Genomic DNA, 26,288 nt, shown 5'->3' with positions numbered 1-26,288 from the left:
CAAGGTTAGACCACCGGATGGCATGAGGGTGGGGGACGACGATGACGGATCAGACCGCCGCCGAACTTGCCCTCACCCAGGATCGCATGCGCGGTTTGCTCGACGCCGTCGTCTCGGTGGCTGAAGACCTCAGCCTCGAAGCGGTGCTTGAACGCGTCGTTACAGCGGCCTGCCAGCTCGTGCAGGCCCGCTACGGCGCGCTCGGCGTGATCGGCGAGGGCCAGGCGCTCAGTCACTTCGTCACCGTGGGTTTCGACGAAGAGACCGTGCGCCAGATTGGCGCGCTACCCACCGGGCACGGCGTGCTCGGCCTGCTCATTCGAGAACCGAACCCTATTCGCCTGCACGACCTGCACGATCACCCCGACTCCTTCGGCTTTCCCGCCCACCATCCGCCAATGAAGTCGTTCCTCGGGGTTCCGGTGCGGGTGCGCGACACGGTCTTCGGCAACCTCTACCTCACCGAGAAAGAGGGCGGAGGGGACTTCACCGACGAAGATCAGACCCTGGCCGTGGCACTCGCCGCGGCCGCCGGCGTCACGATCGAGAACGCCCGCCTCTACGACGAGGCCCGTGCTCGCTCTCGCTGGCTCGAAGCGGTCGCCGCGATGGGCCGCGACCTGCTGCGACCGGTCGACGGTGAAGACAACGGCCTCGACCTCGTCGTTCAGCGCGTACTCGTGGCTTCCGGTGCCGAACTGGCCGTGATCGGTTTTCCCACCGACGACAGCCTGTACTGTGCGGCTGCGGCCGGCACGGATGGCACGACTGCGGCGGGACTGCTCGGCACGACCGTGCTGTTGCAACCCGGTGTGCTGGCCGAGATGCAGGCCACCGGCCGCTCCGCCACGCTCGCCACTCCGCCCCTCCAGATAGCGGATGCCACGCCCGGCTCGGCCGCAAAGTGGTCGCACCTGGGGTCCACCCTCATTGCCGCCCTGGGGCCGGCCGGCGACGGGCAGGGCGTGATTCTGCTGTCGCGCGCACCGGCATCCGCTCGATACAGCGTCACCGATGTGGAGATGAGCGCGGTCTTCGGCACGCAGGTGTCACTCGCGCTCGAACTGGCCTCCGTGCACCGTATGCGCGAAGAGCAGGCCGTGCTCGGCGACCGCGACCGCATCGCCCGCGACCTGCACGACCTGGTCATTCAGCGGCTGTTCGCCGCCGGGCTGAGCATGCAGAGCCTGCGGCGGTTTACCAACGATTCCGTAGCGCTCGACCGCATCAACGCCGTCACGAACGAGCTCGATGACACCATTCGGGAACTGCGCGACACGATCTATTCGCTGCGCGGCATGGCGCAAGACACCGGCACGCTCAGCAGTCGCATTCTGGCCGTGATCAAGGAGGGGGCGGCGAGCCTGCCGTATGCGCCGCGCATCCGTTTGTCCGGGCCGATCGATGCGCCGCTCGCCGATGACCTCGCCAGCAGCCTGCTCGCCGTGATCTCGGAAGGCCTCAGTAATGCTGCGCGGCATTCGCAGGCGAGCATGATCGACATTTCGGTCGATGCCCAAGACGACCGCATCAAGCTCGTCATCGCCGACAACGGTTGTGGTTTCAGTAAACCCACCCGGCGCAGCGGCCTGGACAACCTCAAACAAAGAGCGGCGCTGCTCGGCGGCAAATTCTCGGTGCGCAGCGCCCCCGGCGAGGGCACCCGGCTGCGCTGGTCTGCGCCGGTGCCGGAGATTACCGTTGGTGTTCGTCTCCACGTTTCGCAACGTACACGGCAGCCTGGGTTCGGCGCTGAAAATCCAGCTTCGCCAGCATCGACGACACGTAATTCTTGACCGTTTTCTCGGCCAGGAACATGGTCTGACCGATTTCACGGTTGGTCAGTCCCTCGCCGATCAGGTCGAGCACCTTGCGCTCCTGCGCGGTGAGCGACGCGAGACGGGCGTCTAGCGGGTCGGCCAGGCCGGTGATGATGCCCGCCTTGACCGCTGGGTCGAACAGCGACTCACCGGCGGCCGCGCGACGGATCTTGTCGAGCAGGTCGGTGCTGCGAATTTCCTTCAGTACGTAGCCTGCCGCACCGGCCAGCACGGCGCCACGTAACGCCTGCTCGTCGTCGTAACTCGTGAGAATGAGGCACTGCAGGGCCGGATTGACCGAGCGTACGTCGCGACACACCTCGATGCCGGTGCCGTCGGGCAGGCGGGCGTCGAGAATGGCCACGTCGGGGCGCAGCTTCGGGATCAGCACGGTGGCTTCCACCGCCAAACCGGTGTCGGCGACGACGTCGAAGCCCTCGCCCTCAAGCAGCTCACGCAGGCCCCGGCGCACCAGTTCGTGGTCGTCGAGAATGAAAACGCGGATCGGAACGGCGAATGATGCCTCGACCGTCGTCTGGGGCGCGCTGTGCGGCAGGTTCATTGTGGTCCTTCCCGAATGGGCACGCTAGCTCTATATGTATTAACAGTGTCGCGCGCGGCGCAGCCCGGCGACTAGGGCCAAAGGTCCGGTCCTTTAGGAGCGAACCAGCCGAGCGATGGCCGCGGATGCCTCCTGCAGCTTGGCCTCGGCTTCGGTGCCGCCGGCCATGGCCGCGTGCAATACGCAGTGGTTGAGGTGGTCATCGAGCAGGCCCAGAGCGACCGATTCGAGGGCGCTCGTCATGGCCGAAATTTGCGTGAGAATGTCGATGCAGTACTTGTCGTCGGTGACCATGCTCTGCAGGCCGCGGGCCTGACCCTCGATGCGACGCAGGCGCTTGAGGTAGGCGTCCTTGTTGGAGATGTAGCCGTGCGGGCCGTCGTGGCTCTCTGACTCGGTCATGACATTGTCCTTTGCGTCGTTCGTGAACCCCATGCTTAACTGTACCCCCTCGGGGTATAGTAGGGGCAAAGGTACCCCCAAGGGGTATGCTCGAATGAATACTCATTCGGGGGTAGAAAACAGTTAGGAATTTTCGATGAGCACCACGACCGCCTACAGCGTTGATGGAATGACCTGCGGCCACTGCGTCGCCAGCGTGACCGAAGAGATTACAGCTCTCGCGGGCGCCGAGAACGTTACGGTCGACCTCGTCAAGGGCGGTACCTCGCAGGTCACCGTCACGAGCGCCGCCACGCTGGACCGCGCCCTGGTTGCCGCGGCCGTCGAGGAGGCGGGCTACCAGCTGGTAGCCGCCTGATGTCTGCCGATGTGGGCCAGCAAGTTGATCTGCTCGTTGGGGGCATGACCTGCACCTCGTGTGCGGCCCGCATCGAGAAGAAACTCAACCGAATGCCCGGGGTCGAAGCCAGCGTCAACTACGCCACCGAAAAGGCGAGCGTTTTCGTGCCGGCCGGCACGAGCGTCGATGACGCCATCAAGACCATCGAGGCCACCGGCTACACGGCCGTGCTGCCAGCTCCGGTCACCGTGGACCCCGCCGCGGCCGCCGTCGACCCTGAGCTTGCGTCGCTGCGGCAGCGGCTGTTGATCTCCGCCGCGCTGACCCTGCCGGTCGCCGCCCTGTCGATGATTCCCGTGGTGCAGTTCACGAACTGGCAGTGGCTGGCCCTGACTCTCGCGGCCCCGGTCGCCATCTGGGGTGCCTGGCCGTTCCATCGCGCCGCCTGGGTGAACGCCCGGCACGGCGCCGCCACCATGGACACCCTGGTCAGCGTCGGCGTGCTCGCCGCCTTGGGCTGGTCGCTCTACGCCCTGTTCTTCGGCATGGCCGGCATGCCGGGCATGACCATGAGTTTCACCTTCTCGGCTACCCCGGGGGCCGGCACCCACGAGATCTACCTGGAGGTGGCATCCGCTGTCACCGTGTTTATTCTGGCCGGTCGGTACGCGGAAGCGCGGGCCAAGCGCAACTCCGGCGCGGCCCTCACGGCGCTGCTCGAGCTCGGTGCGAAGGAGACTACGCTGCTGCGCGATGGTGTGGAGAGTCGCATCAGCACCGCGTTGCTCGCGGTCGGCGACCAGTTCGTGGTGCGGCCGGGTGAGAAGGTCGCGACCGACGGGGTGATCGTTGATGGCGCGAGCGCTATCGATGCGAGCCTGCTCACCGGCGAATCCGTACCGATCGAGGTCGGTCCGGGCGACAGTGTTGTGGGCGCCACGCTGAACTCCGGCGGGCGACTCGTCGTGCAAGCCACGAAGGTTGGTGCCGACACTGAGCTGGCCCACATCGGCCGGCTGGTGGAGCAGGCGCAGACCGGCAAGGCCGAGGTACAGCGCCTGGCCGACCGGGTTTCCGGCGTGTTCGTGCCGATCGTGATCCTCCTCGCGCTGGCGACCCTGGCTGGCTGGCTGCTGGTCGGTGCCGGCGCCGCGATGGCGTTCACTGCGGCCGTCGCGACCCTGATCATTGCCTGCCCGTGTGCGCTCGGGCTGGCCACGCCGACCGCACTGCTGGTGGGAACCGGGCGCGGCGCGCAGCTCGGTATTCTGATCAAGGGGCCGCAGGTTCTCGAATCCACGCGCCGGGTCGACACGATCGTTCTCGACAAGACCGGCACGGTCACCACCGGGCGAATGACGCTGTCGACCGCAGATATGCACGAGTGCGGCTCTGAAGATGAGCTGCTGGGGCTGGCCGGGGCCGCGGAAAGCGGGTCGGAGCATCCGATCGCGCGGGCGATCACGGCCGGCGCTGTATCGCGCCTGGGCGCGGTGCCGGCTGCGTCGGAGTTTCTGTCGGAGCAGGGCCTGGGCGTGCAGGCGCTGGTTGACGGACGCCTGGTGCTGGTTGGACGGCCCGTCTGGCTGGTCGAACGATGGGGGCTGGTGGTGCCGATCGAGATGCAGGCCGTGATGGGAACGGCCGAGGCGCTCGGCAAGACGGCCGTCATGGTGGCGTGGGAGGGCAAGGTGCGCGGCGTGCTCACCGTCGCCGATACCCTCAAGCCCACGAGCGCTGCGGCGATCGCACGTTTTCGTGCCCTCGGGCTGACGCCGATGCTCGTGACCGGTGACAATGTCGCCGCGGCGCAGAGCGTGGCCGCTCTCGTCGGCATTACCGACGTGACCGCCGGGGTGCTGCCGGCCGACAAGGCGCGGGTGATCGCTTCTTTGCAGGCGCAGGGGCACGTGGTCGCGATGGTCGGGGACGGCGTGAACGATGCGGTCGCGCTCGCCACCGCCGACCTCGGCATTGCCATGGGGTCGGGCACCGACGTGGCCATCGAGGCGAGCGACTTGACGCTCATGCGCAGCGACCTGCTCGCCGCAGCGGATGCGATACGGCTGGCCCGCCGCACCCTCACGACGATCAAGGCCAACCTGTTCTGGGCCTTCGCCTACAACGTCGCGGCGATTCCGCTCGCAATGGCCGGGCTGCTGAACCCCCTGATCGCCGGGGCCGCGATGGCCCTGTCGTCGATCTTCGTGGTGACGAACAGCCTGCGCCTGCGCGGTTTCCGAGCCCAACCCGCTTGAGCATTTTGTGGACGGGGCCCAGGCCCCGTCCACGGGCCCAGTTTATAGACTGGGCCCGTGTTCATAACGTGGGCCCGGGGAGCGGATGCGGCCGCGCGGCCCTCACCGGCGCCTGCTCCGCCCGCAGGTTTGTGCGCGCATACCCCTGGGGTATCTTTGACCTGGAGGCACACGTGAAAATCATCATTGTAGGCGGAGTTGCGGGCGGAATGTCGGCGGCGACCAGGTTGCGCCGACTCGACGAGAGCGCCGAGATCATCGTGTTCGAGCGCGGCCATTACGTGTCGTTCGCGAACTGCGGGCTGCCGTATTTCGTGGGGGGAATCATTCGGGATCGCGGTGACCTGCTGCTGCAGACCCCCGAATCCCTCGGGGCACGCTTCGCACTCGACGTGCGTGTCGACACCGAGGTCGTGCAGATCGACCGCAAAGCCCAGACCGTCACGGTGCGCGACCTGCTGACCGATGAAACGAGCGTCGAACACTACGACCGGCTCGTGCTCGCGGCCGGCGCTTCGGCCAGGTCCAACGCATCTGAAGACAGCACCGTCCCCACGCACACCCTGCGCACGGTCGATGACGTCGATCACATCACCGCGGTGCTGGCGAGCGTCGCAGCGGCATCCGCTGTGGTGATCGGCGGCGGATTCATCGGCCTCGAAGCCGTCGAAAACCTCGTGCACCGTGGCGTGCACGTGACCCTCGTGCAGCGCGGGCCGCAGATCTTCACCCCGCTCGATCCCGAGATGGCCGCTCCCGTACTCGATCGCCTGCGTGAGCGCGGTGTCGACGTGCGCCTGAACGCCACGGTCACCGGAACGTCGGCCCTCGGCATCATGCTCAGCGACGGCAGCACCGTGCCCGCCGACCTCGTGATCGACGCGAGCGGCGTGCGCCCCGACGTTACCCTGGCCGCGCAGGCCGGCCTCCGCATCGGCGAGAGCGGCGGCATCTGGGTCGACGGCACCCAGGCCACGAGCGACCCGCACATCTTCGCGGTCGGCGACGGCGTCGAGAAAACGGATGCCGTCAGCGGCTCCGGCACGCTCGTCACCATGGCGGGCCTCGCGAACCGACACGGCCGCTCCGTGGCCGACAGCATCGCAGGCACTCCCGGGCAGGCTGCCCCGGCGCTCGGTACGTCGATCGTGGCCATCTTCGGTCTCACCGTAGCCCTGGTCGGCTGGAGCGAGAAACGCCTGGTCGAAGCGGGCCTCGCCCACCGCATCGCACACACGCACCCCGCCAACCACGCCGGCTATTTTCCCGGCGCGGAGGGGATGTCCATCAAGCTGCTCATCGACGCCGAATCCGACGCCATCCTCGGCGCCCAGATCGTGGGCGGCTCCGGGGTGGACAAGCGCATCGACGTGCTCGCGGTCGCGATGGCGGCGGGGCTGAGCGCATCCGCTTTGACGCGCCTCGAACTGGCCTATGCGCCGCAATATGCCTCCGCAAAAGACCCGATTAACCAACTCGGCTATGTCGCGTCGAACCTCGCCGAGGGCACGAGCGTGAACCTGCAGTGGCACGAGTTGGCGGCCGCGCGCGCGCACGGCGCCGTGCTCGTCGACGTGCGGTCGGCCGGCGAATTCGCGGCCGGCAGCATTCCGGACGCACTCAACGTGTCGCTCGACGACCTGCGCGCCAGGCTCGACGAGCTGCCGCGCGTGCCTCTGATCGTGCACTGCCAAGTGGGCCAGCGCGGGCATACCGCCGCGCGCATTCTCACCCAGAACGGATTCGACGTGCGCAATCTTGACGGCGGCTATCGCACCTGGCTGGCCGGAACGTCTAGCCTTGTTGTTTCCCCCATTGCTGAAAGGGTCCTCGTATGAAAGAGATCACCGTCACCGAGCTGAACGCGCTCACCGAACCCGTCGTCATCGACGTGCGCGAACCGTGGGAGTACGAAGCCGCCCACGTGCCCGGCGTCGTGCACGTTCCGATGGGCGAGGTTGTCGAGCGGATCGGTGAGATCCCAGCGGATGTCCCGGTGCACGTCATCTGCGCCCTCGGCGGTCGCAGCGCCCAGGTCGCCGAGTATCTGGCTGCCCACGGCCATGACGCCGTGAACATCGCCGGCGGCACGACGGCCTGGCAGCAGGCCGGGCTTCCCACCGAGCAGGGGGCCTGAGGTGGCGATCTCGTCGGTGACCGATGACACGGCGGCCAGGGCTGCCGAGCAGAAGAAGATCCTCAACCGGTTGCGCCGGGCGCAGGGGCAGCTGACGGCGGTGATCGCCGCCGTCGAGGGTGGCGGCAACTGCCGCGACGTCGTCACTCAGCTCGCCGCCGTGTCGAGCGCGCTCGACAAGGCCGGCTTCGTCATCGTGTCGACCGCGATGCGCGACTGCATCGCGAATCCCGACAACGAGAACTCAATGACGGTGCCCGAACTCGAGAAGCTGTTCCTGACGCTCGCGTAGCGGGGCGGGCCTCCGTTTCGCCACGTTTGAGCATGTGTCGCGCCTGAAACGGGTGGCCGCTACGCCGGTTACCGTGGCGCGCACCCGTATCGGGCGCGAGCATCCGTAGTGCCGGCCAATCGCTGCCGTGAGTCAACGGATGCCGCGACCACCGGGCCCACGTTATAGCCCCGGGCCCAGTTTATAAACTGGGCCCGGGGACGGGGCCTGGGCCCCGTCCTGGTGGGGCGGCATCCATTCGCCGGGCCCACCTGGCCCCGACCGCAGGGTGGGTCAGGCGACGGGCGTCACGCAGAGGCCGGCGAGCATTTCGATGACATGTGCCTTGATCTGGTCGCGGATGCGCCGCACCTCCTCGATCGGCTGGCCGGCCGGGTCGACGAGTTCCCAGTCGACGTAGCGTTTGCCCGGGTAGATCGGGCAGGCGTCGCCGCAGCCCATAGTGATGACGACGTCCGCTGCCTGCACGACGTCGTCGGTGAGCGGCTTGGGGAACGCCTCGTCCAGCGACAGATTAAGTTCGGCCATAACCGCCACCATGGTGGGGTTCAGCGCGGAGGAGGGCATCGATCCGGCCGAACGCACGTGCACCGAGCCGCCCGACAAAGCGTTGGTGAACACCGCGGCCATCTGTGACCGGCCAGCATTCTGCTCGCAGACGAACAATACCTCGGGAACCGAACGGCCGATCGCACCCTTGGCCTGGGCCAGCGCGGTGAGGCGCTCCCGGGCAAAGTGCGCGGTGCGGGTCGTCAGGTGTGCCTTCACGCTCGACGTGCGCAGCAGCCCGGTATAGCTCTCGAGCACGTAGCGCTCAACGGTCTCGGCGGCGAAGACTCCGTGAAACTGCTCAGCGAGATCGGCGGCGAGGCGTCGCAGCGACTCCTCGGGATAGGTCAGGCCGGGCAGCATCGTCAGGCGACCGGCAGAATCTCGGCCAGCAGCGCCTCGATGCGCGCCTTGATCTCATCGCGAATGGGGCGCACGCTCTCGATGCCCTGGCCGGCCGGGTCGGCCAGCTCCCAGTCTTCATACCGCTTGCCCGGAAAGATCGGACAGGCGTCGCCGCAGCCCATGGTGATGACGACGTCGGCCTGCTTGACCGCCTCGGTCGTGAGAATCTTCGGCACGTTGTGCGCGATATCGATGCCCTCTTCGGCCATCGCGGCGATCGCGACCGGGTTGATCTGGTCCTTCGGCTCGGAGCCGGCCGAGAACACGTCGACGCGTCCCTGCGCGAGCGCGGTCAGATAGCCGGCGGCCATCTGCGAGCGGCCGGCGTTGTGCACGCAGACGAACAGTACGGAGGGTTTCATTGGGGTCTTCCTTCTTTAGACGAGAGTGGATGCCGCGGCGGGCGTCGGCGGCGCGGCCGCCGGCATCCGCTCGGGAAAAAGTCGGGGCTTGAGCCAGAGCGCCACGTAGACGAGGGCGACCAATGCAGGAACCTCGATCAGTGGACCGACGATGCCGGCCAGGGCCTGGCCGCTGAGCGCGCCGAAGGTGCCGATCGCGACGGCGATGGCGAGCTCGAAGTTGTTGCCGGCGGCGGTGAAGGCGAGCGTCGTGGTGCGCTCGTAGCTCAGGCGCAGCAGGCGTCCGGTGACGAAGCCGACCAGGAACATGACCGCGAAGTAGACCAGCATCGGCAGTGCGATGCGGGCGACGTCGCCGGGGTGGTCGATGACCTGCTGCCCCTGCAGGGCGAACAGCATCACGATCGTGAACAGCAGCCCCCAGAGCGCGAACGGGCCGACCCGGGGCAGAAAACGCGCCTCGTACCAGTCGCGGCCGCGGCGGGCCTCGCCGACGCGGCGCGACAAATACCCGGCCAGCAGCGGAATTCCCAGGAATATCAGCACGCTCGCGGTGATCGCCCAGATCGAGAACTCGGCGCTCGTCGTGGGCAGGCCGAGCCAGGCCGGAAGCACTTGCAGGTAGAACCAGCCGAGCGCGCCGAACGCGACGACCTGGAACACCGAATTCACGGCCACAAGAAAGGCGGCGGCTTCGCGGTCGCCGCAGGCCAGGTCGTTCCAGATCAGCACCATGGCGATGCAGCGGGCGAGCCCGACGATGATCAGGCCGGTGCGGTATTCCGGCAGGTCGGGCAGAAAGATCCAGGCCAGGGCGAACATGAGCGCCGGCCCGACCAGCCAGTTCAGCAGCAGGGAGGAGACCAGCAGGCGCTTGTCAGAGGCGACGGCACGGGCATCCGTGTAGCGAACCTTGGCCAGCACCGGGTACATCATGATGAGCAGCCCGATGGCGATCGGCACGCTGACCGACCCGATCGTGAAGGCGTGCAGCAGCTCGCCGACGGCGGGAACGTACAGGGCCAGCAGCAGGCCGAGGGCCATGGCGGCGAGGATCCAGACCGGCAGCAGCCGGTCGATCGCGCCGAGTCGGGTGGGGGCTGGGGCGGTGCTGCTCACGAATCTCCAATTCTTGGACAGCGATTCGCGGTAACATTGATCGTTGTCGATGTCTACGCTAGAACACTTCATCGACCGATGTCAATCTAAGGAGAGTGTGTTCACGTGTCGTTTACCCAGACCCTGCCACTGACCGACATTTCTCGCCGTTCAACCGACGAAGCGGATGCCTGCTCCTCACCCCAGGCGCGCGCGACCCTCGCCCCCGACCACGCCGACGCCCTGGCCCGCTCGCTCAAAGCCCTCGCCGACCCGGCCCGGCTGCGCATTATCTCGATCGTCTCGGCCCACACCGACCAGGAAGCCTGCGTCTGCGACCTGACCGACCAGCTGACCCTGAGCCAGCCCACCATCTCGCACCACCTCAAGGTACTCGTTGAGGCTGGCTTCCTGGCCCGCGCCAAACGCGGCACCTGGTCGTACTACAGCCTGGTACCCGGCTCGCTGAACTCCGTCGCCGGAGTGCTCGCGGCCGTCTGACGCCCGGCGCCACTATCCCTATGGCGGCAACGCGGCCAAGCTGGTACCGGAAGCCCTTGAAAGGAGCCGGTCGTGAGCACCTACGTGATTGTTGGAGTCACACCCGGCCAGCCCGACGCGGTCGTGCTCGAGGCCGCCGCCTTCGCGGACCGGTTTCACGCCGAGCTGGTCTGCGCGACGGTCGAGCCCGGCCGCTATGTGGTCGATGAGTTCGCCGACGGCAGCATCCTGTCGCTGCCGATCGACCCCGACCTGCTCGATCTGGACGACGAGGGCTTTCCGGTTGCCCTGCGAGCCCACCTGACGACGCTGCTCGACGGCCGCAGCCTGACCTGGTCGACCAGGGCTGTCGCGGGCGACCCGGCCCGCGCCCTGGCCCACCTCGCTGACACGCTGGACGCCGCAATGATCGTGGTCGGCACCCGCGAGCGGGGTGTGCGAGCCAGCGTGCAGGAATTCTTCGGCGGCTCCGTGGCCGTGCACCTCGCGCACCGGCAGCACCGACCCGTCGTGGTCATTCCCCTGGCACCGGTGGCCTTTCGCGACGAACTGCCGTGGGAGTCCACCGATTAGGGCGTGTATTCTGGCCACGGCGATGGATCCCGCCCGAGCATCCGCTCAAACTGCCTGCGCTGATGGTTCCTACTGAGTGCAACAGGTAGGTGAACCATCGCCACGATCACGCCACGAGCCGTGCACCTGAACTGGCGCTACCTCGGCCTCGTCTTTCTCGGCGGAACCGTGGGCACCGCCCTGCGCGAGGTGCTCGGTCTGGTGCTGCCGCCCATCGATCTGGCCGGCGTCCACCTGCCGCTGACCACCCTCGGCATCAACCTGTTCGGAGCCCTGCTGCTCGGGCTGCTGCTCGAAGCGCTCGTGCGCCTCGGCCACGATGCCGGCCGCCGCCGCACCGCGCGCCTGCTGCTCGGTACCGGCTTGCTCGGCGGATTCACGACCTACAGCGCCCTCGCCACCGACAGCGCTCTGCTCCTTCACGGCGGCGCCAGCGGACTGGCGATCGCCTATGCGCTCGGCACGGTTCTGCTCGGCGGCCTCGCGACCTGGCTCGGAATCGTGCTGGGCGCGGCACTGCACCGGCGCGGCGAATCCTCTCGGGGGGAAAACGGATGACCCCGCTCCTGTTCTTAGGCATCGCTGCGGCCGGCGGCGTGGGCGCGTCCGCACGCCTGTTTCTGGACGGCTTCGTGCGCACCCGTCTGGGCGGCGCGTTTCCGTATGGAACCACGATCATCAACGTGAGCGGCTCGCTTCTGCTCGGCCTCGTCACCGGCCTCGCCATGAACCTCCTGCTCACGCTGGAGTGGAGCCTGGTGCTCGGCGTCGGCCTGCTCGGCGGCTACACGACATTCAGCACGGCCAGTTTCGAGACCGTGCGGCTGGCCCAGGCGCACCGGTATCTGGCCGTACTGGTGAATGGAGTCGGTATGCTCGCGGCATCTGTTCTGGCGGCCGCGCTCGGGCTCTGGGCCGGGCTCGCTCTCGGCTAAGGGCTAAAGCCCAGCCGCGGCATCGGGCCCATGTTCCGTCCACGGGCCAAGTTTATAAACTGGGCCCGTGGACGGGGCCCGGGCCCCGTGCAGAGTGGAAGCGGGCGGGCTACTCGCCTGCCGCGGCGGTCGTCTGCGCGGTCACGAAGGCCTCGAAGGCGGCGGCATCGGTGAAGGAACCGGTGTAGCTGACACCGTTCACGAGCACGGTGGGCGTTCCCTTGACCTTCTCGATGTCCGAGTTGGGGATGGGGCCGTTGAGCGCGCGCTGGGTTGAGGCGTCGACCCAGTCGGCGTAGGTCTGATCCTTGATGCAGCTGGCGACGTCGGTGGAGGTCACCCCGGCGCCTTCAACGAGGGTGGTCAGTTCGGCATCCGTGAGGCCGGTGGAGTTCTCGGCGGGCTGGTCGGCGAACATGGCCGAGTTGAAGGCCAGAAAGTTGTTGGGGTCGTAGTCGGCCACACAGGCGGCGGCATTGGCGGCACGCGTGGCGTACTTGGTGCCCGACGACAGACGGTCAAGAATCGAGATCGGGTGGATCTCGACCGTGGCGTTGCCCGCGGTGACCCAACTGGTGATCTGCTCACTGTTGGTGGTCTCGAAGTTGCCGCAGATGGGGCAGAGGTAGTCGACGTACATCACGATGTTCGCCGTGTCGGTCAGGGCGCTCTGGTCGGTCGCAACCGGTTCGGCGTCGGCGGCGAGGGGGGTCGAGGTGGCCGCGGAGACCGTGGTTCCGTCGCTGCCGAGCAGAATTCCGTCGCTGGCCATGTTGGCCGGGCCCTGCGCCGCCGGCGCGGTGACGTTGTTCACGATGACAAGGGTCACGATGGCGACCACGGCGAGCAAGCCGATGCCGATGCCGCCGCGCAGAAAGAGGCGACGGCGCTTGTCCCGCTTGACCTGCTCGGCGCGCATCAGCCTGGCGTGTTCGCGGGCCTCCTCGCGGCGGTCTTTCTTGGGCGGACGGGCCTGGCCGGAAGTGCTCATGCGGGTGTTCACCATTCGTTCGTCGCTGTGCTGCCGAAGCAGCCGTGCCTACGACGTTAGCGCTCCCGTCTAACGGCCAGGTTCATGCTGGCTGAAAGGCGGCTGGGAGCCGGCCCTGACGGCCCGAATGGGGGGCAGTAACAAACGGATGCCCGGCGCACGCGAGCGGTCATCGGCGCGTAGTGAACGCCGCATCGAAGGCATCGGTCGGTGCGTCAAAGGCGAGCGATCGCACTAAGGCGAGCGCTTCGGGAGCGCCGACCAGGCGGTCCAGTCCGGCATCCTCCCATTCCACCGAGAGCGGGCCGTCGTAGCCGATCGTGTTGAGCATGCGAAAGCTGTCTTCCCAAGGCAGTTATGCCCCGGTATACGGTGGCTAGTTCAGAAAAGACCCGGGCCCCGATTTTGCGATGAAGAGCGGGGCGGTCGCATTCGGTTCTTTGGAATTTGCCACGTAGGTGCGGAATGGTGGAGCTAGCGAGCGCCGAGCAGGTGCTCGAGGGCCAGCTGCTGCAGGTGCACGAAGCCGAAGCCCTTGCCGCCGAAGTAGGCGTCGGCGTCGAAGTCCTCGTAGGAGGCGCGGTCCGCCAGCAGATCGTCGTAGCTTTCGCCCGGGGCGAGGGTGTTGTTCGACAGGTCAGGTACCTTCGACGCGGCGAGGGCCGTTTGCACCTCGGGGTCGGCGCGGAATGCCGCAGCCCGCTGCTTGAGCAGCAGGTAGGTGCGCATGTTGGCCGCAGCGCTGGTCCACACTCCGGCGACGTCTTCGGTGCGGCTCGGCTTGTAGTCGAAATGGCGCGGCCCGGTGTAGGTCTGGCCTCCGTTCGGGCCGCCGTTTTCGAGGAGGTCTACCAGAGCGAAGGCGTTCTGCAGGTCGCCGTGGCCGAAGACCAGGTCCTGGTCATACTTGATGCCGCGCTGACCGTTGAGGTCGATGTGGAACAGCTTGCCCTGGTACAGCGCCTGCGCGATGCCGGCGGCGAAGTTGAGCCCGGCCATCTGCTCGTGCCCGACCTCGGGGTTCACGCCGACCATGTCGGGCCGCTCGAGCGTTTCGATGAACGCCATTGCGTGGCCGACGGTCGGCAGCAGAATATCGCCACGGGGTTCGTTGGGCTTGGGCTCAATGGCAAAGCGGATGTCGTAGCCCTTGTCGGTGACATAGTCCCCGAGTAGGTTCACGGCCTCGCGGTAACGCTCGAGCGCCGAACGGATGTCCTTGGCCGCGTCATACTCGGCGCCCTCGCGGCCGCCCCACATGACGAACGTCTTCGCGCCCAGCTCGGCAGCGAGGTCGATGTTGCGCAGCACCTTGCGGAGCGCGAACCGGCGTACGGCTCGGTCGTTCGAGGTGAATCCGCCGTCCTTGAAAACCGGGGCGCTGAATAGGTTTGTGGTGACCATCGGCACGATGAGCCCGGTGTCGGAGAGCGCCTGCTTGAGGCGGTCGATCTGCTGCTGGCGGGCGGCATCCGTTGAACCGAAGTCGAACAGATCGTCGTCGTGAAAGGTGAGGCCGTAGGCGCCACGCTCGGCCAGATTGGTCACGGCATCGACGACGTCGAGCTTGGGGCGAGTAGGACCACCAAACGGGTCACTGCCGTTGTAGCCGACGGTCCAGAGCCCGAAGGAGAACTTGTCGTCACGGGTGGGGGTCAGGTCGCTCGGTGTCATGTCAGGACGTCCAATTCAGCTGCATCGATGATTTGTTGATTACTCAAACATATACCGAGAGTGGGTGCAGTCGTCAATAGCCGGACTAGCGAATCCGCCGCATCCGGGTAGCTCCAGAATTCGAGTGCCACCAAGCCCAGGTGAACCTACTGGTCCGGTAAGTTGTCCCGAACATCAAATCTCGTGAAGCGGCCGGCATGAAGCAGGCGAATGAACGCAATTGGGCTCGGAACTACCGCTACGGGGCTCCGATCGTGCATCCGACATCGATCGATGAAGTACACGAACTCGTGGCTGGGGCCTCGCACCGAGCAGCTCGGCGTGGCCGGACCCTGGTCCGAGCGACTGGCGCACTTTCGGATGGCCTTCACTCCGAGCAACGGCGAAAAGTTGCAAAGCGAACACCACGTGCCGCGCGAGCATGCCGTCGCAGCGATCGAAACGATGCGCCCGGATCGCGCTGCTGCTGCCGGCCCTCGAAGCGGCGCTGGCCCCCTTCGCGGTGCGGCCGCATTGGGGCAAACTCTCAGACGGATGCCAAGACGCTTGCGACCAGCTTCCCCCGGCTCGGCGATTTTCGAGCCCTTGTTGATCGGCTCGATCCGGCGGGCAAGTTTCGGAACGCATTTGTCGAGCGCCCACGTTGAGTACCGATAGTGGCGCATTACACGTGATCGCGCCAGCTGTGCTCGGGGGCGAAGCCGAGCATCCGCTTCGCCTTGTCGATCGATAACAGGGTCTCGTGTTCTCCGACCGCCTTGACGACTCTGACGCTCGGAAAGACCTCGGCGGCCAGGCTCGCGCTCGACCGGCTCATCACCGTGTCGGCGGCCGCGATGATGAACGTCTCGAAACCCGGCTGGGCTCGTTCGAGCGCCCGCAGCACGGCTTGGGCGCCGTCGCGACCGTCGATGTAGCCCCACAGATTCCACTTGCGCAGGGTGGCGTCGTCGTTGAATGCGGGGAAGGCCGCGTAGTCGTCCTCGTCCATCACGTTGGAGAAGCGCAGCGCCGTGATACTCAACAGCGGATCCCAGCGCACGAGCTGGATAGCCATCTGCTCCTCGAGGTGTTTCACGAGTGAATACGTGCTCTCCGGCCGGGCCGGGTACTCCTCGTCGACGGGAATGTAGGGCGGGTCGATATCGAATGGCAGACCGAGGGTCGTCTCACTCGAGGCATAGACGATCGCCTTGATTCCGGCCCGGCGGGCGGCCTGGAAGACGTTAAAGGTCGCGAGCATGTTGTTGTGGAAGGTGGCCACATCGGGCAGAAGGCCAGGAGCCGGGATTGCCCCCAGATGCACGACGGCGTCGAATCCGTCCGTGCGGTCGTCGATGCCGAACATCACGTCGATGACCTGGCCATAATCAGTAAGGTCGATCGTAGTAAATCCCGAACCGCGAGAACCCGTGCGGTCGAGGTTGGTGACGACGTGGCCCTCGTTCGTCAGGCGCGCAACAACGCTGCGCCCGAGCTTGCCACTGCCACCGGTGACGGCGATTCTCATGAATACTCCTTGATTCTAAAAGCGGATGCCGCTGGCTTACGCCTCGCGCTGCTCCGGCGAGGTGGTCTTGCGCGGGTCGAATTCGGCCAGGTCGCGCACGGCGGTGTCGATTCTCGTGAGCACGTCTGCGTCGAGGTGCACACCGGCGGCCTTCGCGTTGTCGGCGACCTGCTCGGGCCGGGACGCCCCCATGATTGCGGATGCGACGTTCTTATGGGCCAGCACCCAGGCGAGCGCGAGCTGCGCCATGGTGAGGCCGAGCTCGTCAGCGATCGGGCGCAATTTCTGCACACCGGTGAGCACCGGCTCGCTCATCCAACGCTTGATCATGTTGGCGCCGCCCTGAGCATCCGTTGCTCGGCTGCCGTTCAGTGGTGCCTGACCAGGCAGGTACTTGCCGGTGAGCACGCCCTGAGCCACGGGGGACCAGACGATCTGAGAGACGCCGAGCTCCTCGGCGGCCGGAACCACTGCGGATTCAATCACGCGCCACAGCATCGAGTACTGCGGCTGGTTGGAGATGAGCTGAATGCCGAGGTCGGTGGCGAGGGCGTGGCCGGCGCGTAGCTGCGTCGCGTTCCACTCGCTTACCCCGATATAGAGGGCCTTGCCCTGGCGCACGACGTCGGCGAAGGCCTGCATCGTCTCCTCGAGCGGGGTCTCCACGTCGTACCGGTGGGCCTGATAGAGGTCGACGTAATCCGTTTGCAGTCGGCTGAGCGAGCCGTCGATCGACTCGAGGATGTGCTTGCGGGAGAGGCCGGTGTCGTTGTGTCCCTTGGGGCCGGTCGGGCCGAAGACCTTGGTGAAGATTTCGAGGGACTGTCGGCGTTCGCCGCGTAGGGCGTCGCCCAATACCTGTTCGGCGACGGTGTTGGCGTAGACGTCTGCGGTGTCGAACGAGCTGATTCCGGCGTCGAGGGCCGCGCGCACGCAGGCCGTCGCGGTGTCGTTCTCAATCTGAGACCCGTGGGTGAGCCAGTTGCCGTAGGTTATTTCTGAAACTTTCAATCCGCTGTTGCCGAGGTATCGAAACTCCATGACGTCCCTGTCTGGCGCCGCAAGTCTGTCAGCACCCTTGATGATTTGTTGACATTGGCAACGTATCACCCGTCGAGCTCATCCGGCGCAGTAACCTGACTTCTGACCGAAAAAAGCGAGCCGGAAGCCGAGAGCAGTGGACGCCATGCAGGGCAATAACCATGACGATGTGCGCAGGCACAACCTGTCGATCATCCTGCGCCTCGTGCATCGCGGCGGCGCAGCGTCGCGCGCCCAGCTCACCCGACTGACCGGCTTGAACCGGTCGACGATCGGCGCGCTGGTCGCGGAGCTGGTCGAGCGCGGCCTGGTCGAGGAACGCACTCCCGACCCCACGAAGCTCGCCGGGCGACCGAGCCCGATCGTGGCGGCAAGCGACCGAATCGTGGCCATTGCGGTGAATCCTGAAATCGACGCGATCACCGTGGGAGCCGTCGCCCTCAGCGGCGTCGTCCACCGGCTCATCCGCTATGCCACGCCGTCGTCGCCGTCAATCGCTGAGGCCGTCACGATCACCGCGGGCATTGTGGCGAAGCTGAAGCGCGACCTCGGCGAATATTCCATAATCGGAATAGGAGTGGCGGTGCCCGGTCTCGTGCGTGCGAGTGACGGTCTGGTGCGTCACGCTCCGCATCTCGGTTGGGTCGACGAGCCGTTGTGCGACCTGCTTGCCGCTGCGACGGGCCTTCCGGTCGTCGCGGCCAACGACGCGAGCCTTGGTGTCACGGCCGAACGCTATTTCGGTTCCGGTCAAGGCCTGACCGACCTCGTCTATCTCAACGGCGGGTCGAGCGGCATCGGAGGCGGCCTCGTGATCGGGGGCGTCGCCGCTGGTGGCCAGGCCGGGTATGCGGGGGAGTTCGGCCACACTCGGGTGAGCGACGGCATCGACACCGATTCGGCTGGCATCGCGGGCACCCTCGAAGCCGAGGTCACCCGCCACGCGTTGCTCGCCGCGCTCGGCCTGCAGGCCGGCGAAACGGATGCCGACACCCTCGAACGCGCGCTGCTCGCCTCCGACTCGCTCATCGTGCGCAACCTGGTGAATCGACAGCTCGATTTCCTGGCCATCGCCCTGGCCAGCGCCGTCAACATGCTCAACCCGCAGCTCATCGTGCTCGGCGGTTTTCTCGCCGCGCTCCACGCGGTTGACCCGGAGCGTTTGAACGTTGCCGTCGCCGCCTTGACTCTTCCCGCCGCATTCGCGGAGGTCAGCATCGCGCCAGCTGTGCTTGGCTCCAACCTGCTCATGATCGGGGCGGCCGAACTCGCTTTCGAGGCACTGCTGGTGGACCCGCAGCAGGATCGAGGGAATACTACGGGTCTACCCCTGCTTGGCTTTAGAGCGGCCGACACTGCCGCACCAACTTTCTCAACCAGCCAAGGACATCCGCTTTCGTGATTACTGCCAGCATTCCCGTGGTTAGCGCCGCGCAACTCGCTTCCAAAGCCGCGCACCCCGGGGACAAACTGACCAGGCGTCAGCGAATCGTCTACATTCTCATTCTCGGCGCCCTCACGGCCCTCGGCCCGTTCACGATCGACCTCTACCTGCCGGCCTTTCCGACTTTGGAGAGCGAATTCGGGGTGCTGCCGTCGGTCATTCAGCTGACGCTGACCGGCACCATGATCGGTTTCGGATTCGGGCAGCTGGTGGTGGGGCCGTGGAGCGACAAGGTCGGGCGCCGGCTGCCGCTGATGCTCGCGACCGGTGTGCATATTCTGGCCTGTGTCGGCGCTGCGCTGTCGAACGAGATCGTCATGCTCGCTGTATTTAGGGTGCTGCAGGGCTTCGGCGCCGCGGCCGGCGCGGTCGTCGCGATGGCCATGGTGCGCGACCTGTTCGGCGGCAAGCCGCTCGTGCGCATGCTCTCCCGCCTCGCCCTGGTCAGCGGGCTCGCGCCCGTGCTGGCGCCGGTGATCGGGTCGCAGCTGCTGCTCGTGATGAACTGGCGCGGCATCTTCTGGGTGCTCGCCGCCTACGGTGTCATCGTGATTCTGGCCGTCGCCTTCTGGATCGTGGAGACCCTGCCCGAAAACGAGCGCCACGCCAAGGGCCACAACACCCTGGCCCAGCGCTACAAGGCCGTGCTGAGCGACCGCACCTTCGTGGGTGTCGCCATCATCGGGGCGATGACGTTCACCGGGCTGTTCTCCTACCTGTCGGCGTCGCCGTTTCTGTTTCAGGATGTCTACCAGTTCAGCCCGCAGGAATACGGTCTACTGTTCGCCGTCAACTCCCTCGGTGTGGTCACCGGCGTGCAGCTGAGCTCGCGCCTGATGCACCGGTTCAATATTGGACCCCAGTGGATTCTCTCGGTCTCCACGGTCGTGCTGCTGCTCACCGCCGCTGCCATTGTGCTGCTCGACCTGGCCGGCATGGGACTGTGGGGAACCCTGGTTCCGCTCTGGTTCTTCATTGCGGCCTGCGGCTTCACGCTGCCGAGCGTGCAGGTCATCGCTTTGAACGCGCACGGACATGAGGCCGGCACCGCGGCATCACTGCTCGGTGCGGCCAACTTCGGGGTGGCTGGTCTGATCTCGCCGATTGTGGGAGTGCTCGGAGTGGGAACGGCGATACCGATGGCATCCGTTATGGGCGTCACCGCGGTGGTTTCGCTCCTCTCGCTCTGGCTGATCGTGCGCCCGCGCACCGTGCCAGCGCTCGGCCGCTAGGCCGCGGCCGCTCGGCGCCCGGGCCCACCTTGTAGCCCCGGGCCCAGTCTATAAACTGGGCCCAGGGACGGGGCCTGGGCCCCGTCCGCAATGTGCGCGGCCCGAGCACAGGCAGAATACTGAGCGGATGGCCGCGGGCTCGGCCCGGTGCGTGGCCGAATACAGCGGGCAGCCCTACGATGGCGGGATGACTAACCCGGAGCGCGCCGCAGACCGAGCGGCCCGCCGCATCTCCCGCCGTTGGCCCGTCATTAGCGGGCTCTCCGCCGTGGCCCTGGCGGCCCTGCTCGGCCTCGTCGTGGTCGTGCGCGCGAACGGCGTCGCCCTCGAGGTCGACACCGAGTGGATGGACGAGATCATCGAGCACCGCTCGGCGATCTGGGAAATTCCGTCGCTGTTTATGAACGCGCTCGGCGGCGGACTGTTCGGCGTGCTCATCGTTCCGCTGGCCATCACCCTCGCGATTGTGCTCATCAATCGGCCCTGGGCCGCCGGGTACTACCTCGTGGCGACCGTGCTGAGTGCGGGCGGGGTGCAACTCCTGAAGCAATTGTTCGGACGAGCTCGACCCGAAAATATGCTGGTCACCTCGGATTTCGGCTCGTTTCCGTCCGGACACGTCTCGAATGCGGCGACCATGGCCGTCTGCCTCGCCATCATTTTTCCCCGCCTGTGGGTGGCGCTCGCCGGAGCCGCGTACACGATCGTGATGCTGCTCAGCCGCACCTACCTCGGCGCGCACTGGCTCACCGACACCATCGGTGGCCTGCTGCTCGGCGCCGGGGTCGCTGTCGTACTGTGGGCTCCGGTTGCGGCCAAGCTCGACGGTGAACGAGAACTTGCCGCCCGGCGAAGACTTGAGCGCGCACGCCAGAAGGGGACCCCAGCATGACGGATGTGCCGCTCCCCGCTCGGCGCCAGCGTCGGGCGGGATCATGACCGACGTGCGGCACGCCGCGCGCAACGGCGATGTCTCATTCTGGTGGAACCAGCTCGGTCGGCCAGTGCCGCGCGCGCCCCTGGCCGGGTCGACCCGGGCCGATGTCGTCATAGTCGGTGCCGGCTACACCGGGCTGTGGACGGCGTACTACCTCAAGAAAGCGGCACCGCAGCTGCGCATCGTCGTGCGTGCCACCGAGGGGTTCACCGCCGGCCTCAGAGGACTGCACCGAACCTGGCTCCCCATGAATTCGTCGCTGATCGCGACCGAGCCGCTCGCGGCATCCGCGTGGGCGAGTAGTGGCTGGTCGGGCCAGGAAACCCTGGGCGACATGGTCCACGCCTACATGTACGCACAGCGCACCAGCGACGACCGCATCGCCATCGGCGGGCGCGGCGTGCCGTACCGCTTCGGTTCGAAAACGGATGCCGACGGCCAGACCCCGCAGGCCACCGTCGACGCCCTCCGCGACATTCTGGTGAGCTTTTTTCCGGCGACGAAAAGCGCTCGCATCGACCACGCCTGGTCCGGCGTGCTTGGCGTACCACGAGACTGGGCGGCCACCGTCGGTCTCGACCCGCAGACCGGACTGGCCTGGGCCGGCGGCTATGTGGGTACCGGAGTCGCCACCACGAACCTGGCCGGGCGCACACTGACGGGGATCTGATTCTCGGCCGCGACAGCAACCTCGTGCACCTGCCATGGGTGAACCACCGGGTGCGCGCGTGGGAGCCGGAACCGTTGCGCTGGCTCGCCGTCACCGCACTCTACCGGGCCTATTCGCTGGCGGATCGAGCCGAGCTCGCCGGGCGACGCACGACGTCGCCGCTCGCGCGGGTAGCCGACGTCGTGTCTGGCCGGGGGCACTAAAACCGGGGCCAGCCGCACTTACCGGCGGAGGCTCTAGAGGCCCAGGCGAGCAGCGTGCCGCGTACAGCGATGCACCAGCTGCGGGCGGAGTCGCCCAAGCTCGGCCGCGGTGAGCGGGTCGGGCGGGCGCACGACGGTCACCCCGAGCGTATCGATCATGTTCTCGAAGCCCGATCGGGGCCAGAACTGACCCCGGAGGCGGAGCAGCACGTCGCCGGCGGCGTCCAGCAGGTACAGGTGCGGGAGCGTGTCGACCGTCCCGTTCTGGTACAGATCGACGAGCACGACGGTGGCAATATCAGCCGTTCCAATCGTGGTCAGTCGGCCCAACAGGTCTCGGCTCTCCAAGCGCGCACCCGTCACGGTGACGCACATGTTGCGGGCTCCGAACACGGCGACCGCTCCGAGAACGGTCAGGCCGAGCTGAACGGCGGCGACAAACATCCAAGTGTCGCGGGGAATGGCGAGCCAATACAGCACGATCAGCAGGGGCACGATGAATGACAGCGCAGCGATGATAGACCGCGCCACCAGCTTTCGCCGGGGTCGCAAAATCTGCATTCCGTCCGGCTCGTTCCCCTCGCGCACCATGTGTTTCGTCTCACCCTTCAGGTTCAGTATCCCGCACTTCGAGCGGTATTCCTCTCCTACCCCGAGGGGGTAGACGAAGCGGTCTGAAACGAGTAAATTATATGACGACGAATCGACAACGACCCGATGTGGCACGCTCGGCGTAGAGTTGGCTGCGTGCACTCACGGGCCGTCCGCGAACGCGGCAATACAACGAAGCGGCACCGGCTGCATCCGGCGCAAGTCGTCGTTTCGGGCTTCGCCCTGACCATTCTCGGTGGTACGGCGCTGCTGATGCTGCCCAACGCCAAGGTCGGACCGGGCGGGGCCTCGTTTCTCGAGGCGCTGTTCACCGCGACGAGCGCGGTCTGCGTCACCGGGCTGACCGTCGTTGATACCGCGGTGTACTGGACGCCGTTCGGTCAGATCGTCATTCTGCTGCTGATTCAGATCGGCGGGTTCGGGATCATGTCGTTCGCCTCGGTGGTGGGTCTGGCGATCGCCCGCAAGCTCTCCCTCCGATCGCGCATCACGGCGGCTGCCGAAACCAAAAGCGTCGGGCTCGAAGACGTGAAGGGGCTCGTCTTCGGCGTCGTACGCATCTCACTCGCGATTGAACTCACCGTGGCCGTAGTGCTCGCGCTGCGGTTCATGCTTGGCTATGACGAGCCCGTGGGTCGGGCCATCTGGCTGGGCGTGTTCCACTCGGTGTCGAGCTTCAATAACGCCGGCTTCGCCCTGTTCAGCGACAATCTCATGGGCTACGCAACGGATGCCTGGATCTGCCTGCCGATCTGCGCCGCCGTCATTCTCGGTGGCCTTGGCTTTCCGGTGATCGTGCAGTTGACGCGGCAGTTGCGCACGCGTCCGTTCAGCTGGTCCATTCGCACCTGGACCATGAACACCCGCATCGTCCTCGCCGGCACGATCGCACTGCTCGTTCTCGGAACGGTATATATAACCGCGGTTGAATGGTCGAATCCGAATACGCTCGGTCCGCTGGACTGGTCGGGCAAGTTGCTGGCCGGCTTCTTTCAGGCGGTGCAGACTCGTACTGCGGGATTCAACAGCGTCGACATTGGTCAGCTGGACTCCGCGAGCCTGCTCGGCATGGACATTCTGATGTTGGTCGGTGGGGGCCCGGCCGGAACCGCTGGCGGGATCAAGATCACGACCTTCGCCGTGCTGTTCTTCATTCTGTGGACCGAGGTGCGCGGCCAGGTGGCCGTGAACGTGTTCGGCAAGCGGCTCTCGCGGGCGGTGCACCGGGAGGCCATCACGATCGTCCTGCTCGCCGTCGGCGTCATCATCGCGGCCACCGCGGCACTCATGCTCATGACGGATATTTCCATGGATGCGCTGCTGTTCGAGACCATCAGCGCCTTCGCAACCGTGGGACTGTCCACCGGCATTACTGCGGGGTTGCCGTGGGAGGGGCAGATCATTTTGATTCTGCTCATGTTCATCGGTCGGCTCGGACCCATCACCTTCGCCTCGGCCATTGCTCTGCGCGAGCGGCGTTCTACCTATGAGTACCCCAAAGAAAGGCCGATCATTGGCTAAATATTCGATGTTCGGGCATCGCGACCCTTCCCGCCTGGCCGAGGCTGAGTCGGTCGTCGTCATCGGGCTGGGCCGGTTCGGCAGCGCCCTGGCCCTCGAGCTCATGAAGAGCGGCACCGAGGTGCTCGGCATCGACGGCGACGAAGAGGTCGTGCAGCTGCACAACCGCCTGCTCACCCACGTGGTGCGCGCCGATTCGACCAAGGAGGCGACCCTGCGGGAGCTCTCGGTGCCGGACTTCTCCAGCGTGGTCGTGGCGATCGGCGGCGACATCCAGGCGAATATTCTCACCGCCTCGTTGCTGCTCAAGCTGGGCATTCCCAACATCTGGGCCAAGGCGGTCAGCGACCCGCACGGGGAGATCCTCACCCAGCTCGGCGTCAACCACGTCATCTACCCGGAGAAGGACATGGGGCAGCGGGTCGCCCACCTGGTGCGCGGCGCTATGCAGGACTACATCGAGATCGGCGAGAACTTCGCGCTGGTCAAGACAGCGCCGCCGCGCGCGCTGATCGGCGTGCCCCTCGGCCAGGCCAAGGTGCGTGCGCGCTACGGCATCACCGTCACGGCGTTTCACCGGCCCGGCGCGGGCTGGAGCTACACCTCGCTCGACACCGTGATCGAAGACGGCGACATCATTCTCATCGCCGGCGAATCGGCGAGGGTCGAAGAGTACAGCCTCATGCGATGACCTCCCCCGTCGCCTTTCTAGCGGATGCCCCGCTCGGCACCAGGGTCGTCGTGCGCACCCGCATCCCTGGTGGTTACACCGACGCGCTGGGCTTTCTGCGCGGCCGCGGCGCGGCATCCGTTTCGGTAAAGACCAAGCGCGGGCTGGTCACGCTCGCCATGGCCGACGTCGTGGCGGCCAAAGAGGTGCCGCCGGCGCCCGAGCCGCGCGGGAGCCGGGGCGGCCCGCGTTAGAGAACGATGCGCAGCGGTTCCTCGAGCAGCTGGGTCAGGTCGCGCAGGAACGCGGCGGCGACGGCTCCGTCGAGTACCCGGTGGTCTACGGTCAGGGTGATCTTCACCGTGGGCACCGACACGAGCACGCCATCACGAACGGCGGGAACGTCGCTGGCAGCACCGATGGCCAGAATTCCCGCCTCCGGCGGGTTGAGCACGGCGGTGAACGAATCGATCCCGAACATGCCGAGGTTGCTGATCGTGAAGGTGCCGCCCGACATTTGAGCCAGCGACAGACCGCCGGTGCGGGCGAGGCCGGCCAGGGCGCGCGTCTCGGTGGCGATGGCGGCGAGGGACTTCTGGTCGGCGTCGGCGACGACCGGCACCAGCAGGCCGTCATCGGTCGCGACCGCCACGCCGACGTTGACGTGGTTGTGGCGCAGGATGACGCCGTCGCCCCAGGATGCGTTCACCTCGGGGTGTGCGCGGAGCGCGACCGCGCTGGCCCGCACGAACAGGTCGTTCAGGCTGACCTTGGTGCCGAGCGCGGCGAGTGATTCGTTCACCTCGGCGCGGAACGCGACCAGGCGTGCCACATCGACGACGCTGGTGAGGAAGAAGTGCGGCACGGCCTGGCTCTCGGTGAGCCGGCGGGCCGTGACGGCGCGAATGCGGCTGACCGGTACGGAGACCGAGTCGGCCGACACGGCTGCTGGGGCTGGTGCTGCGGCTGGTGCTGCGACGGGACCGACCGGTGCCGTCGAAGCGGATGCTGCGGCCTCCTGCGCGACGATGGCCGTGTCGACGTCGGTGCGGGTGATGCGGCCCTGCGGCCCGGTGCCCGCGATAGTGTGCAGGTCGATGCCGTGCTCGCGGCCGATCTTGCGGGCCAGCGGCGACGTGCGCAGCTCGCCGGTTGACACCGGGGCAGCGGGCGCTGTCGGGGCGGGCGTTGCCGACGCGGGTGCCACGACGGCGGGCGTTGCCGGAGCGGTAACGGCGGCGGCGGGCGCGGCCGGAGCCGCGGCATCCGCTACCGGCGCGGCGGGCGTCGTTGCGCCCTCGACGATGTTGCTGCCGTCACCGATACGGGCGACGGGTGCCCCGATGGGCACGAGGGCGCCGGCGACGACGAGCAGCTGCTCGAGAATGCCGTTATCGAAGGCTTCGAGGTCCATGGTGGCCTTGTCGGTTTCGATCTCGGCGAGTACGTCGCCCTTGTGGATCTCGTCGCCGACCTGCTTCATCCAGCGGCTGAGTTCGCCCTCCTCCATGGTGTCGGAGAGGCGGGGCATGATGACGTCGGGCATGGC

The 26,288-nt window shown here is 66.7% G+C and carries 27 protein-coding genes, 2 pseudogenes and 1 riboswitch; of the genes and pseudogenes, 17 read left to right on the top strand and 12 right to left on the bottom strand.

The window, feature by feature from the left end; genetic code table 11:
* The first annotated feature begins 41 nt into the window (after nucleotides 1-41).
* The gene (locus tag CXY77_RS16300; RefSeq protein WP_092340374.1) at nucleotides 42-1,796 is read left to right on the top strand and encodes a GAF domain-containing sensor histidine kinase; all 1,755 of its coding nucleotides are present in this window, start codon (nucleotides 42-44) and stop codon (nucleotides 1,794-1,796) included.
* Here the strand turns inward: CXY77_RS16300 and CXY77_RS16295 are convergent.
* Nucleotides 1,696-2,382 (bottom strand): response regulator transcription factor, encoded by a 687-nt coding sequence (locus CXY77_RS16295; RefSeq protein ID WP_092340373.1) that lies wholly within the window; start codon nucleotides 2,380-2,382, stop codon nucleotides 1,696-1,698. The two genes, CXY77_RS16300 and CXY77_RS16295, sit on opposite strands and share 101 nt — an antisense overlap.
* Nucleotides 2,383-2,475: 93 nt before the next feature.
* Nucleotides 2,476-2,784: a metal-sensitive transcriptional regulator gene (locus CXY77_RS16290; protein ID WP_104089193.1), complete on the bottom strand. Its 309-nt coding sequence runs from the start codon at nucleotides 2,782-2,784 to the stop codon at nucleotides 2,476-2,478.
* 136 nt (nucleotides 2,785-2,920) lie between these two features.
* Here CXY77_RS16290 and CXY77_RS16285 point away from each other — a divergent pair, with 136 nt between their 5' ends.
* From CXY77_RS16285 to CXY77_RS16265, 5 genes are all read left to right on the top strand, one after another.
* Entirely contained in the window at nucleotides 2,921-3,142 is a 222-nt protein-coding gene (locus CXY77_RS16285) for a heavy-metal-associated domain-containing protein (protein WP_092340371.1), read from the top strand.
* Nucleotides 3,142-5,382, top strand: a complete 2,241-nt coding sequence (locus CXY77_RS16280; RefSeq protein ID WP_092340370.1) for a cation-translocating P-type ATPase — start codon at nucleotides 3,142-3,144, stop codon at nucleotides 5,380-5,382. The genes CXY77_RS16285 and CXY77_RS16280 overlap by 1 nt, the downstream gene beginning before the upstream one ends.
* Nucleotides 5,383-5,555: 173 nt before the next feature.
* Nucleotides 5,556-7,220: an FAD-dependent oxidoreductase gene (locus tag CXY77_RS16275; RefSeq protein WP_104130498.1), complete on the top strand. Its 1,665-nt coding sequence runs from the start codon at nucleotides 5,556-5,558 to the stop codon at nucleotides 7,218-7,220.
* Complete coding sequence (locus CXY77_RS16270) at nucleotides 7,217-7,519, top strand: rhodanese-like domain-containing protein (protein WP_092340368.1); 303 nt, start codon at nucleotides 7,217-7,219, stop codon at nucleotides 7,517-7,519. Before CXY77_RS16275 ends, CXY77_RS16270 begins: the two co-directional genes overlap by 4 nt.
* 1 nt (nucleotide 7,520) lies before the next feature.
* On the top strand, nucleotides 7,521-7,811 hold the full coding sequence (locus CXY77_RS16265) for a metal-sensitive transcriptional regulator (RefSeq protein ID WP_092340367.1): 291 nt from the start codon (nucleotides 7,521-7,523) through the stop codon (nucleotides 7,809-7,811).
* A gap of 273 nt (nucleotides 7,812-8,084) precedes the next feature.
* Here CXY77_RS16265 and CXY77_RS16260 read toward each other — a convergent pair whose 3' ends face one another.
* Genes CXY77_RS16260 through arsB form a run of 3 tightly spaced genes read right to left on the bottom strand, consistent with a single transcriptional unit; the run spans nucleotide 8,085 to nucleotide 10,171 of the window.
* Entirely contained in the window at nucleotides 8,085-8,723 is a 639-nt protein-coding gene (locus CXY77_RS16260) for an arsenate reductase ArsC (protein WP_104130497.1), read from the bottom strand.
* A 2-nt stretch (nucleotides 8,724-8,725) separates the two neighbouring features.
* Entirely contained in the window at nucleotides 8,726-9,127 is a 402-nt protein-coding gene (locus CXY77_RS16255) for an arsenate reductase ArsC (protein WP_092340365.1), read from the bottom strand.
* Nucleotides 9,128-9,142: 15 nt separating this feature from the next.
* Complete coding sequence (gene arsB, locus CXY77_RS16250; protein WP_233197480.1) at nucleotides 9,143-10,171, bottom strand: ACR3 family arsenite efflux transporter; 1,029 nt, start codon at nucleotides 10,169-10,171, stop codon at nucleotides 9,143-9,145.
* Between the two features lie 180 nt (nucleotides 10,172-10,351).
* On the opposite strand from arsB, the gene CXY77_RS16245 reads away from it, so the two are divergent.
* The 4 genes from CXY77_RS16245 to CXY77_RS16230 all read left to right on the top strand — a co-directional run bounded on the left by CXY77_RS16245 (nucleotide 10,352) and on the right by CXY77_RS16230 (nucleotide 12,234).
* Complete coding sequence (locus tag CXY77_RS16245; protein ID WP_233197461.1) at nucleotides 10,352-10,726, top strand: helix-turn-helix transcriptional regulator; 375 nt, start codon at nucleotides 10,352-10,354, stop codon at nucleotides 10,724-10,726.
* A 72-nt stretch (nucleotides 10,727-10,798) separates the two neighbouring features.
* Nucleotides 10,799-11,299 carry a universal stress protein gene (locus CXY77_RS16240; protein ID WP_092340363.1) on the top strand — a complete coding sequence of 167 codons (501 nt, stop codon included), beginning with the start codon at nucleotides 10,799-10,801 and terminating at the stop codon, nucleotides 11,297-11,299.
* A 9-nt stretch (nucleotides 11,300-11,308) separates the two neighbouring features.
* A riboswitch (Fluoride riboswitch) is annotated at nucleotides 11,309-11,378 on the top strand.
* Between the two features lie 41 nt (nucleotides 11,379-11,419).
* Nucleotides 11,420-11,857 (top strand): CrcB family protein, encoded by a 438-nt coding sequence (locus CXY77_RS16235; RefSeq protein ID WP_104130495.1) that lies wholly within the window; start codon nucleotides 11,420-11,422, stop codon nucleotides 11,855-11,857.
* Nucleotides 11,854-12,234, top strand: a complete 381-nt coding sequence (locus CXY77_RS16230; protein ID WP_104130494.1) for a CrcB family protein — start codon at nucleotides 11,854-11,856, stop codon at nucleotides 12,232-12,234. The genes CXY77_RS16235 and CXY77_RS16230 overlap by 4 nt, the downstream gene beginning before the upstream one ends.
* A gap of 109 nt (nucleotides 12,235-12,343) precedes the next feature.
* Here CXY77_RS16230 and CXY77_RS16225 read toward each other — a convergent pair whose 3' ends face one another.
* The 5 genes and pseudogenes from CXY77_RS16225 to CXY77_RS16200 form a co-directional block, all read right to left on the bottom strand.
* Nucleotides 12,344-13,225, bottom strand: a complete 882-nt coding sequence (locus CXY77_RS16225) for a thioredoxin domain-containing protein (RefSeq protein ID WP_233197460.1) — start codon at nucleotides 13,223-13,225, stop codon at nucleotides 12,344-12,346.
* Between the two features lie 169 nt (nucleotides 13,226-13,394).
* Nucleotides 13,395-13,580 (bottom strand): annotated as a pseudogene (locus CXY77_RS16220) (sugar phosphate isomerase/epimerase); the annotation flags it as partial.
* Between the two features lie 119 nt (nucleotides 13,581-13,699).
* Nucleotides 13,700-14,899: a xylose isomerase gene (xylA, locus tag CXY77_RS16215; protein WP_104130493.1), complete on the bottom strand. Its 1,200-nt coding sequence runs from the start codon at nucleotides 14,897-14,899 to the stop codon at nucleotides 13,700-13,702.
* A 664-nt stretch (nucleotides 14,900-15,563) separates the two neighbouring features.
* A complete protein-coding gene (locus CXY77_RS16205) occupies nucleotides 15,564-16,409 on the bottom strand; it encodes an NAD(P)-dependent oxidoreductase (protein ID WP_104130492.1) in 846 nt (281 codons plus the stop codon).
* A 36-nt stretch (nucleotides 16,410-16,445) separates the two neighbouring features.
* The gene (locus CXY77_RS16200) at nucleotides 16,446-17,450 is read right to left on the bottom strand and encodes an aldo/keto reductase family protein (protein WP_104130491.1); all 1,005 of its coding nucleotides are present in this window, start codon (nucleotides 17,448-17,450) and stop codon (nucleotides 16,446-16,448) included.
* Nucleotides 17,451-17,595: 145 nt separating this feature from the next.
* On the opposite strand from CXY77_RS16200, the gene CXY77_RS16195 reads away from it, so the two are divergent.
* The 4 genes and pseudogenes from CXY77_RS16195 to CXY77_RS16180 all read left to right on the top strand — a co-directional run bounded on the left by CXY77_RS16195 (nucleotide 17,596) and on the right by CXY77_RS16180 (nucleotide 21,936).
* A complete protein-coding gene (locus CXY77_RS16195; protein WP_104130533.1) occupies nucleotides 17,596-18,852 on the top strand; it encodes an ROK family transcriptional regulator in 1,257 nt (418 codons plus the stop codon).
* On the top strand, nucleotides 18,849-20,126 hold the full coding sequence (locus CXY77_RS16190; RefSeq protein WP_233197459.1) for a multidrug effflux MFS transporter: 1,278 nt from the start codon (nucleotides 18,849-18,851) through the stop codon (nucleotides 20,124-20,126). Before CXY77_RS16195 ends, CXY77_RS16190 begins: the two co-directional genes overlap by 4 nt.
* Nucleotides 20,127-20,313: 187 nt before the next feature.
* Entirely contained in the window at nucleotides 20,314-21,018 is a 705-nt protein-coding gene (locus tag CXY77_RS16185; RefSeq protein WP_092340516.1) for a phosphatase PAP2 family protein, read from the top strand.
* Between the two features lie 43 nt (nucleotides 21,019-21,061).
* A pseudogene (locus tag CXY77_RS16180) lies at nucleotides 21,062-21,936 on the top strand (FAD-dependent oxidoreductase).
* A gap of 33 nt (nucleotides 21,937-21,969) precedes the next feature.
* Here CXY77_RS16180 and CXY77_RS16175 read toward each other — a convergent pair.
* The gene (locus CXY77_RS16175; protein ID WP_134505331.1) at nucleotides 21,970-22,497 is read right to left on the bottom strand and encodes a hypothetical protein; all 528 of its coding nucleotides are present in this window, start codon (nucleotides 22,495-22,497) and stop codon (nucleotides 21,970-21,972) included.
* Between the two features lie 186 nt (nucleotides 22,498-22,683).
* On the opposite strand from CXY77_RS16175, the gene CXY77_RS16170 reads away from it, so the two are divergent.
* From CXY77_RS16170 to CXY77_RS16160, 3 genes are read left to right on the top strand one after another with little or no spacing between them, the layout of a single operon-like run.
* Nucleotides 22,684-24,069 (top strand): TrkH family potassium uptake protein, encoded by a 1,386-nt coding sequence (locus tag CXY77_RS16170; RefSeq protein WP_233197458.1) that lies wholly within the window; start codon nucleotides 22,684-22,686, stop codon nucleotides 24,067-24,069.
* Complete coding sequence (locus tag CXY77_RS16165) at nucleotides 24,062-24,760, top strand: TrkA family potassium uptake protein (RefSeq protein ID WP_233197457.1); 699 nt, start codon at nucleotides 24,062-24,064, stop codon at nucleotides 24,758-24,760. The genes CXY77_RS16170 and CXY77_RS16165 overlap by 8 nt, the downstream gene beginning before the upstream one ends.
* On the top strand, nucleotides 24,757-24,993 hold the full coding sequence (locus CXY77_RS16160; protein ID WP_104130490.1) for a ferrous iron transport protein A: 237 nt from the start codon (nucleotides 24,757-24,759) through the stop codon (nucleotides 24,991-24,993). Before CXY77_RS16165 ends, CXY77_RS16160 begins: the two co-directional genes overlap by 4 nt.
* On the opposite strand, the gene CXY77_RS16155 is transcribed toward CXY77_RS16160, so the two are convergent.
* Nucleotides 24,990-26,285, bottom strand: coding sequence for a dihydrolipoamide acetyltransferase family protein (locus CXY77_RS16155; protein WP_199181933.1), 1,296 nt, complete (start codon nucleotides 26,283-26,285; stop codon nucleotides 24,990-24,992). The genes CXY77_RS16160 and CXY77_RS16155 overlap by 4 nt on opposite strands.
* Nucleotides 26,286-26,288: the final 3 nt, after the last annotated feature.

It is taken from the genome of Cryobacterium sp. N21, assembly GCF_002929575.1.
GTDB lineage: Bacteria > Actinomycetota > Actinomycetes > Actinomycetales > Microbacteriaceae > Cryobacterium > Cryobacterium flavum.
Note: the sequence above shows the minus strand (reverse complement) of the source record. Positions and strands in the feature narration are given on the sequence as shown.

Excerpts from the sequence above, each read along its gene's own strand:
- arsB (WP_233197480.1), bottom strand. The coding sequence starts at position 10,171 with ATGGCCCTCGGCCTGCTGCTGGCCCTGTACGTTCCCGCCGTCGGCGAG.
- CXY77_RS16195 (WP_104130533.1), top strand. The coding sequence starts at position 17,596 with ATGCAGGGCAATAACCATGACGATGTGCGCAGGCACAACCTGTCGATC.
- CXY77_RS16255 (WP_092340365.1), bottom strand. The coding sequence starts at position 9,127 with ATGAAACCCTCCGTACTGTTCGTCTGCGTGCACAACGCCGGCCGCTCG.
- CXY77_RS16185 (WP_092340516.1), top strand. The coding sequence starts at position 20,314 with ATGACTAACCCGGAGCGCGCCGCAGACCGAGCGGCCCGCCGCATCTCC.
- xylA (WP_104130493.1), bottom strand. The coding sequence starts at position 14,899 with ATGACACCGAGCGACCTGACCCCCACCCGTGACGACAAGTTCTCCTTC.
- CXY77_RS16230 (WP_104130494.1), top strand. The coding sequence starts at position 11,854 with ATGACCCCGCTCCTGTTCTTAGGCATCGCTGCGGCCGGCGGCGTGGGC.
- CXY77_RS16300 (WP_092340374.1), top strand. The coding sequence starts at position 42 with ATGACGGATCAGACCGCCGCCGAACTTGCCCTCACCCAGGATCGCATG.
- CXY77_RS16155 (WP_199181933.1), bottom strand. The coding sequence starts at position 26,285 with ATGCCCGACGTCATCATGCCCCGCCTCTCCGACACCATGGAGGAGGGC.
- CXY77_RS16205 (WP_104130492.1), bottom strand. The coding sequence starts at position 16,409 with ATGAGAATCGCCGTCACCGGTGGCAGTGGCAAGCTCGGGCGCAGCGTT.
- CXY77_RS16295 (WP_092340373.1), bottom strand. The coding sequence starts at position 2,382 with ATGAACCTGCCGCACAGCGCGCCCCAGACGACGGTCGAGGCATCATTC.
- CXY77_RS16160 (WP_104130490.1), top strand. The coding sequence starts at position 24,757 with ATGACCTCCCCCGTCGCCTTTCTAGCGGATGCCCCGCTCGGCACCAGG.
- CXY77_RS16175 (WP_134505331.1), bottom strand. The coding sequence starts at position 22,497 with ATGCAGATTTTGCGACCCCGGCGAAAGCTGGTGGCGCGGTCTATCATC.
- CXY77_RS16200 (WP_104130491.1), bottom strand. The coding sequence starts at position 17,450 with ATGGAGTTTCGATACCTCGGCAACAGCGGATTGAAAGTTTCAGAAATA.
- CXY77_RS16285 (WP_092340371.1), top strand. The coding sequence starts at position 2,921 with ATGAGCACCACGACCGCCTACAGCGTTGATGGAATGACCTGCGGCCAC.
- CXY77_RS16280 (WP_092340370.1), top strand. The coding sequence starts at position 3,142 with ATGTCTGCCGATGTGGGCCAGCAAGTTGATCTGCTCGTTGGGGGCATG.
- CXY77_RS16290 (WP_104089193.1), bottom strand. The coding sequence starts at position 2,784 with ATGACCGAGTCAGAGAGCCACGACGGCCCGCACGGCTACATCTCCAAC.
- CXY77_RS16270 (WP_092340368.1), top strand. The coding sequence starts at position 7,217 with ATGAAAGAGATCACCGTCACCGAGCTGAACGCGCTCACCGAACCCGTC.
- CXY77_RS16225 (WP_233197460.1), bottom strand. The coding sequence starts at position 13,225 with ATGAGCACTTCCGGCCAGGCCCGTCCGCCCAAGAAAGACCGCCGCGAG.
- CXY77_RS16260 (WP_104130497.1), bottom strand. The coding sequence starts at position 8,723 with ATGCTGCCCGGCCTGACCTATCCCGAGGAGTCGCTGCGACGCCTCGCC.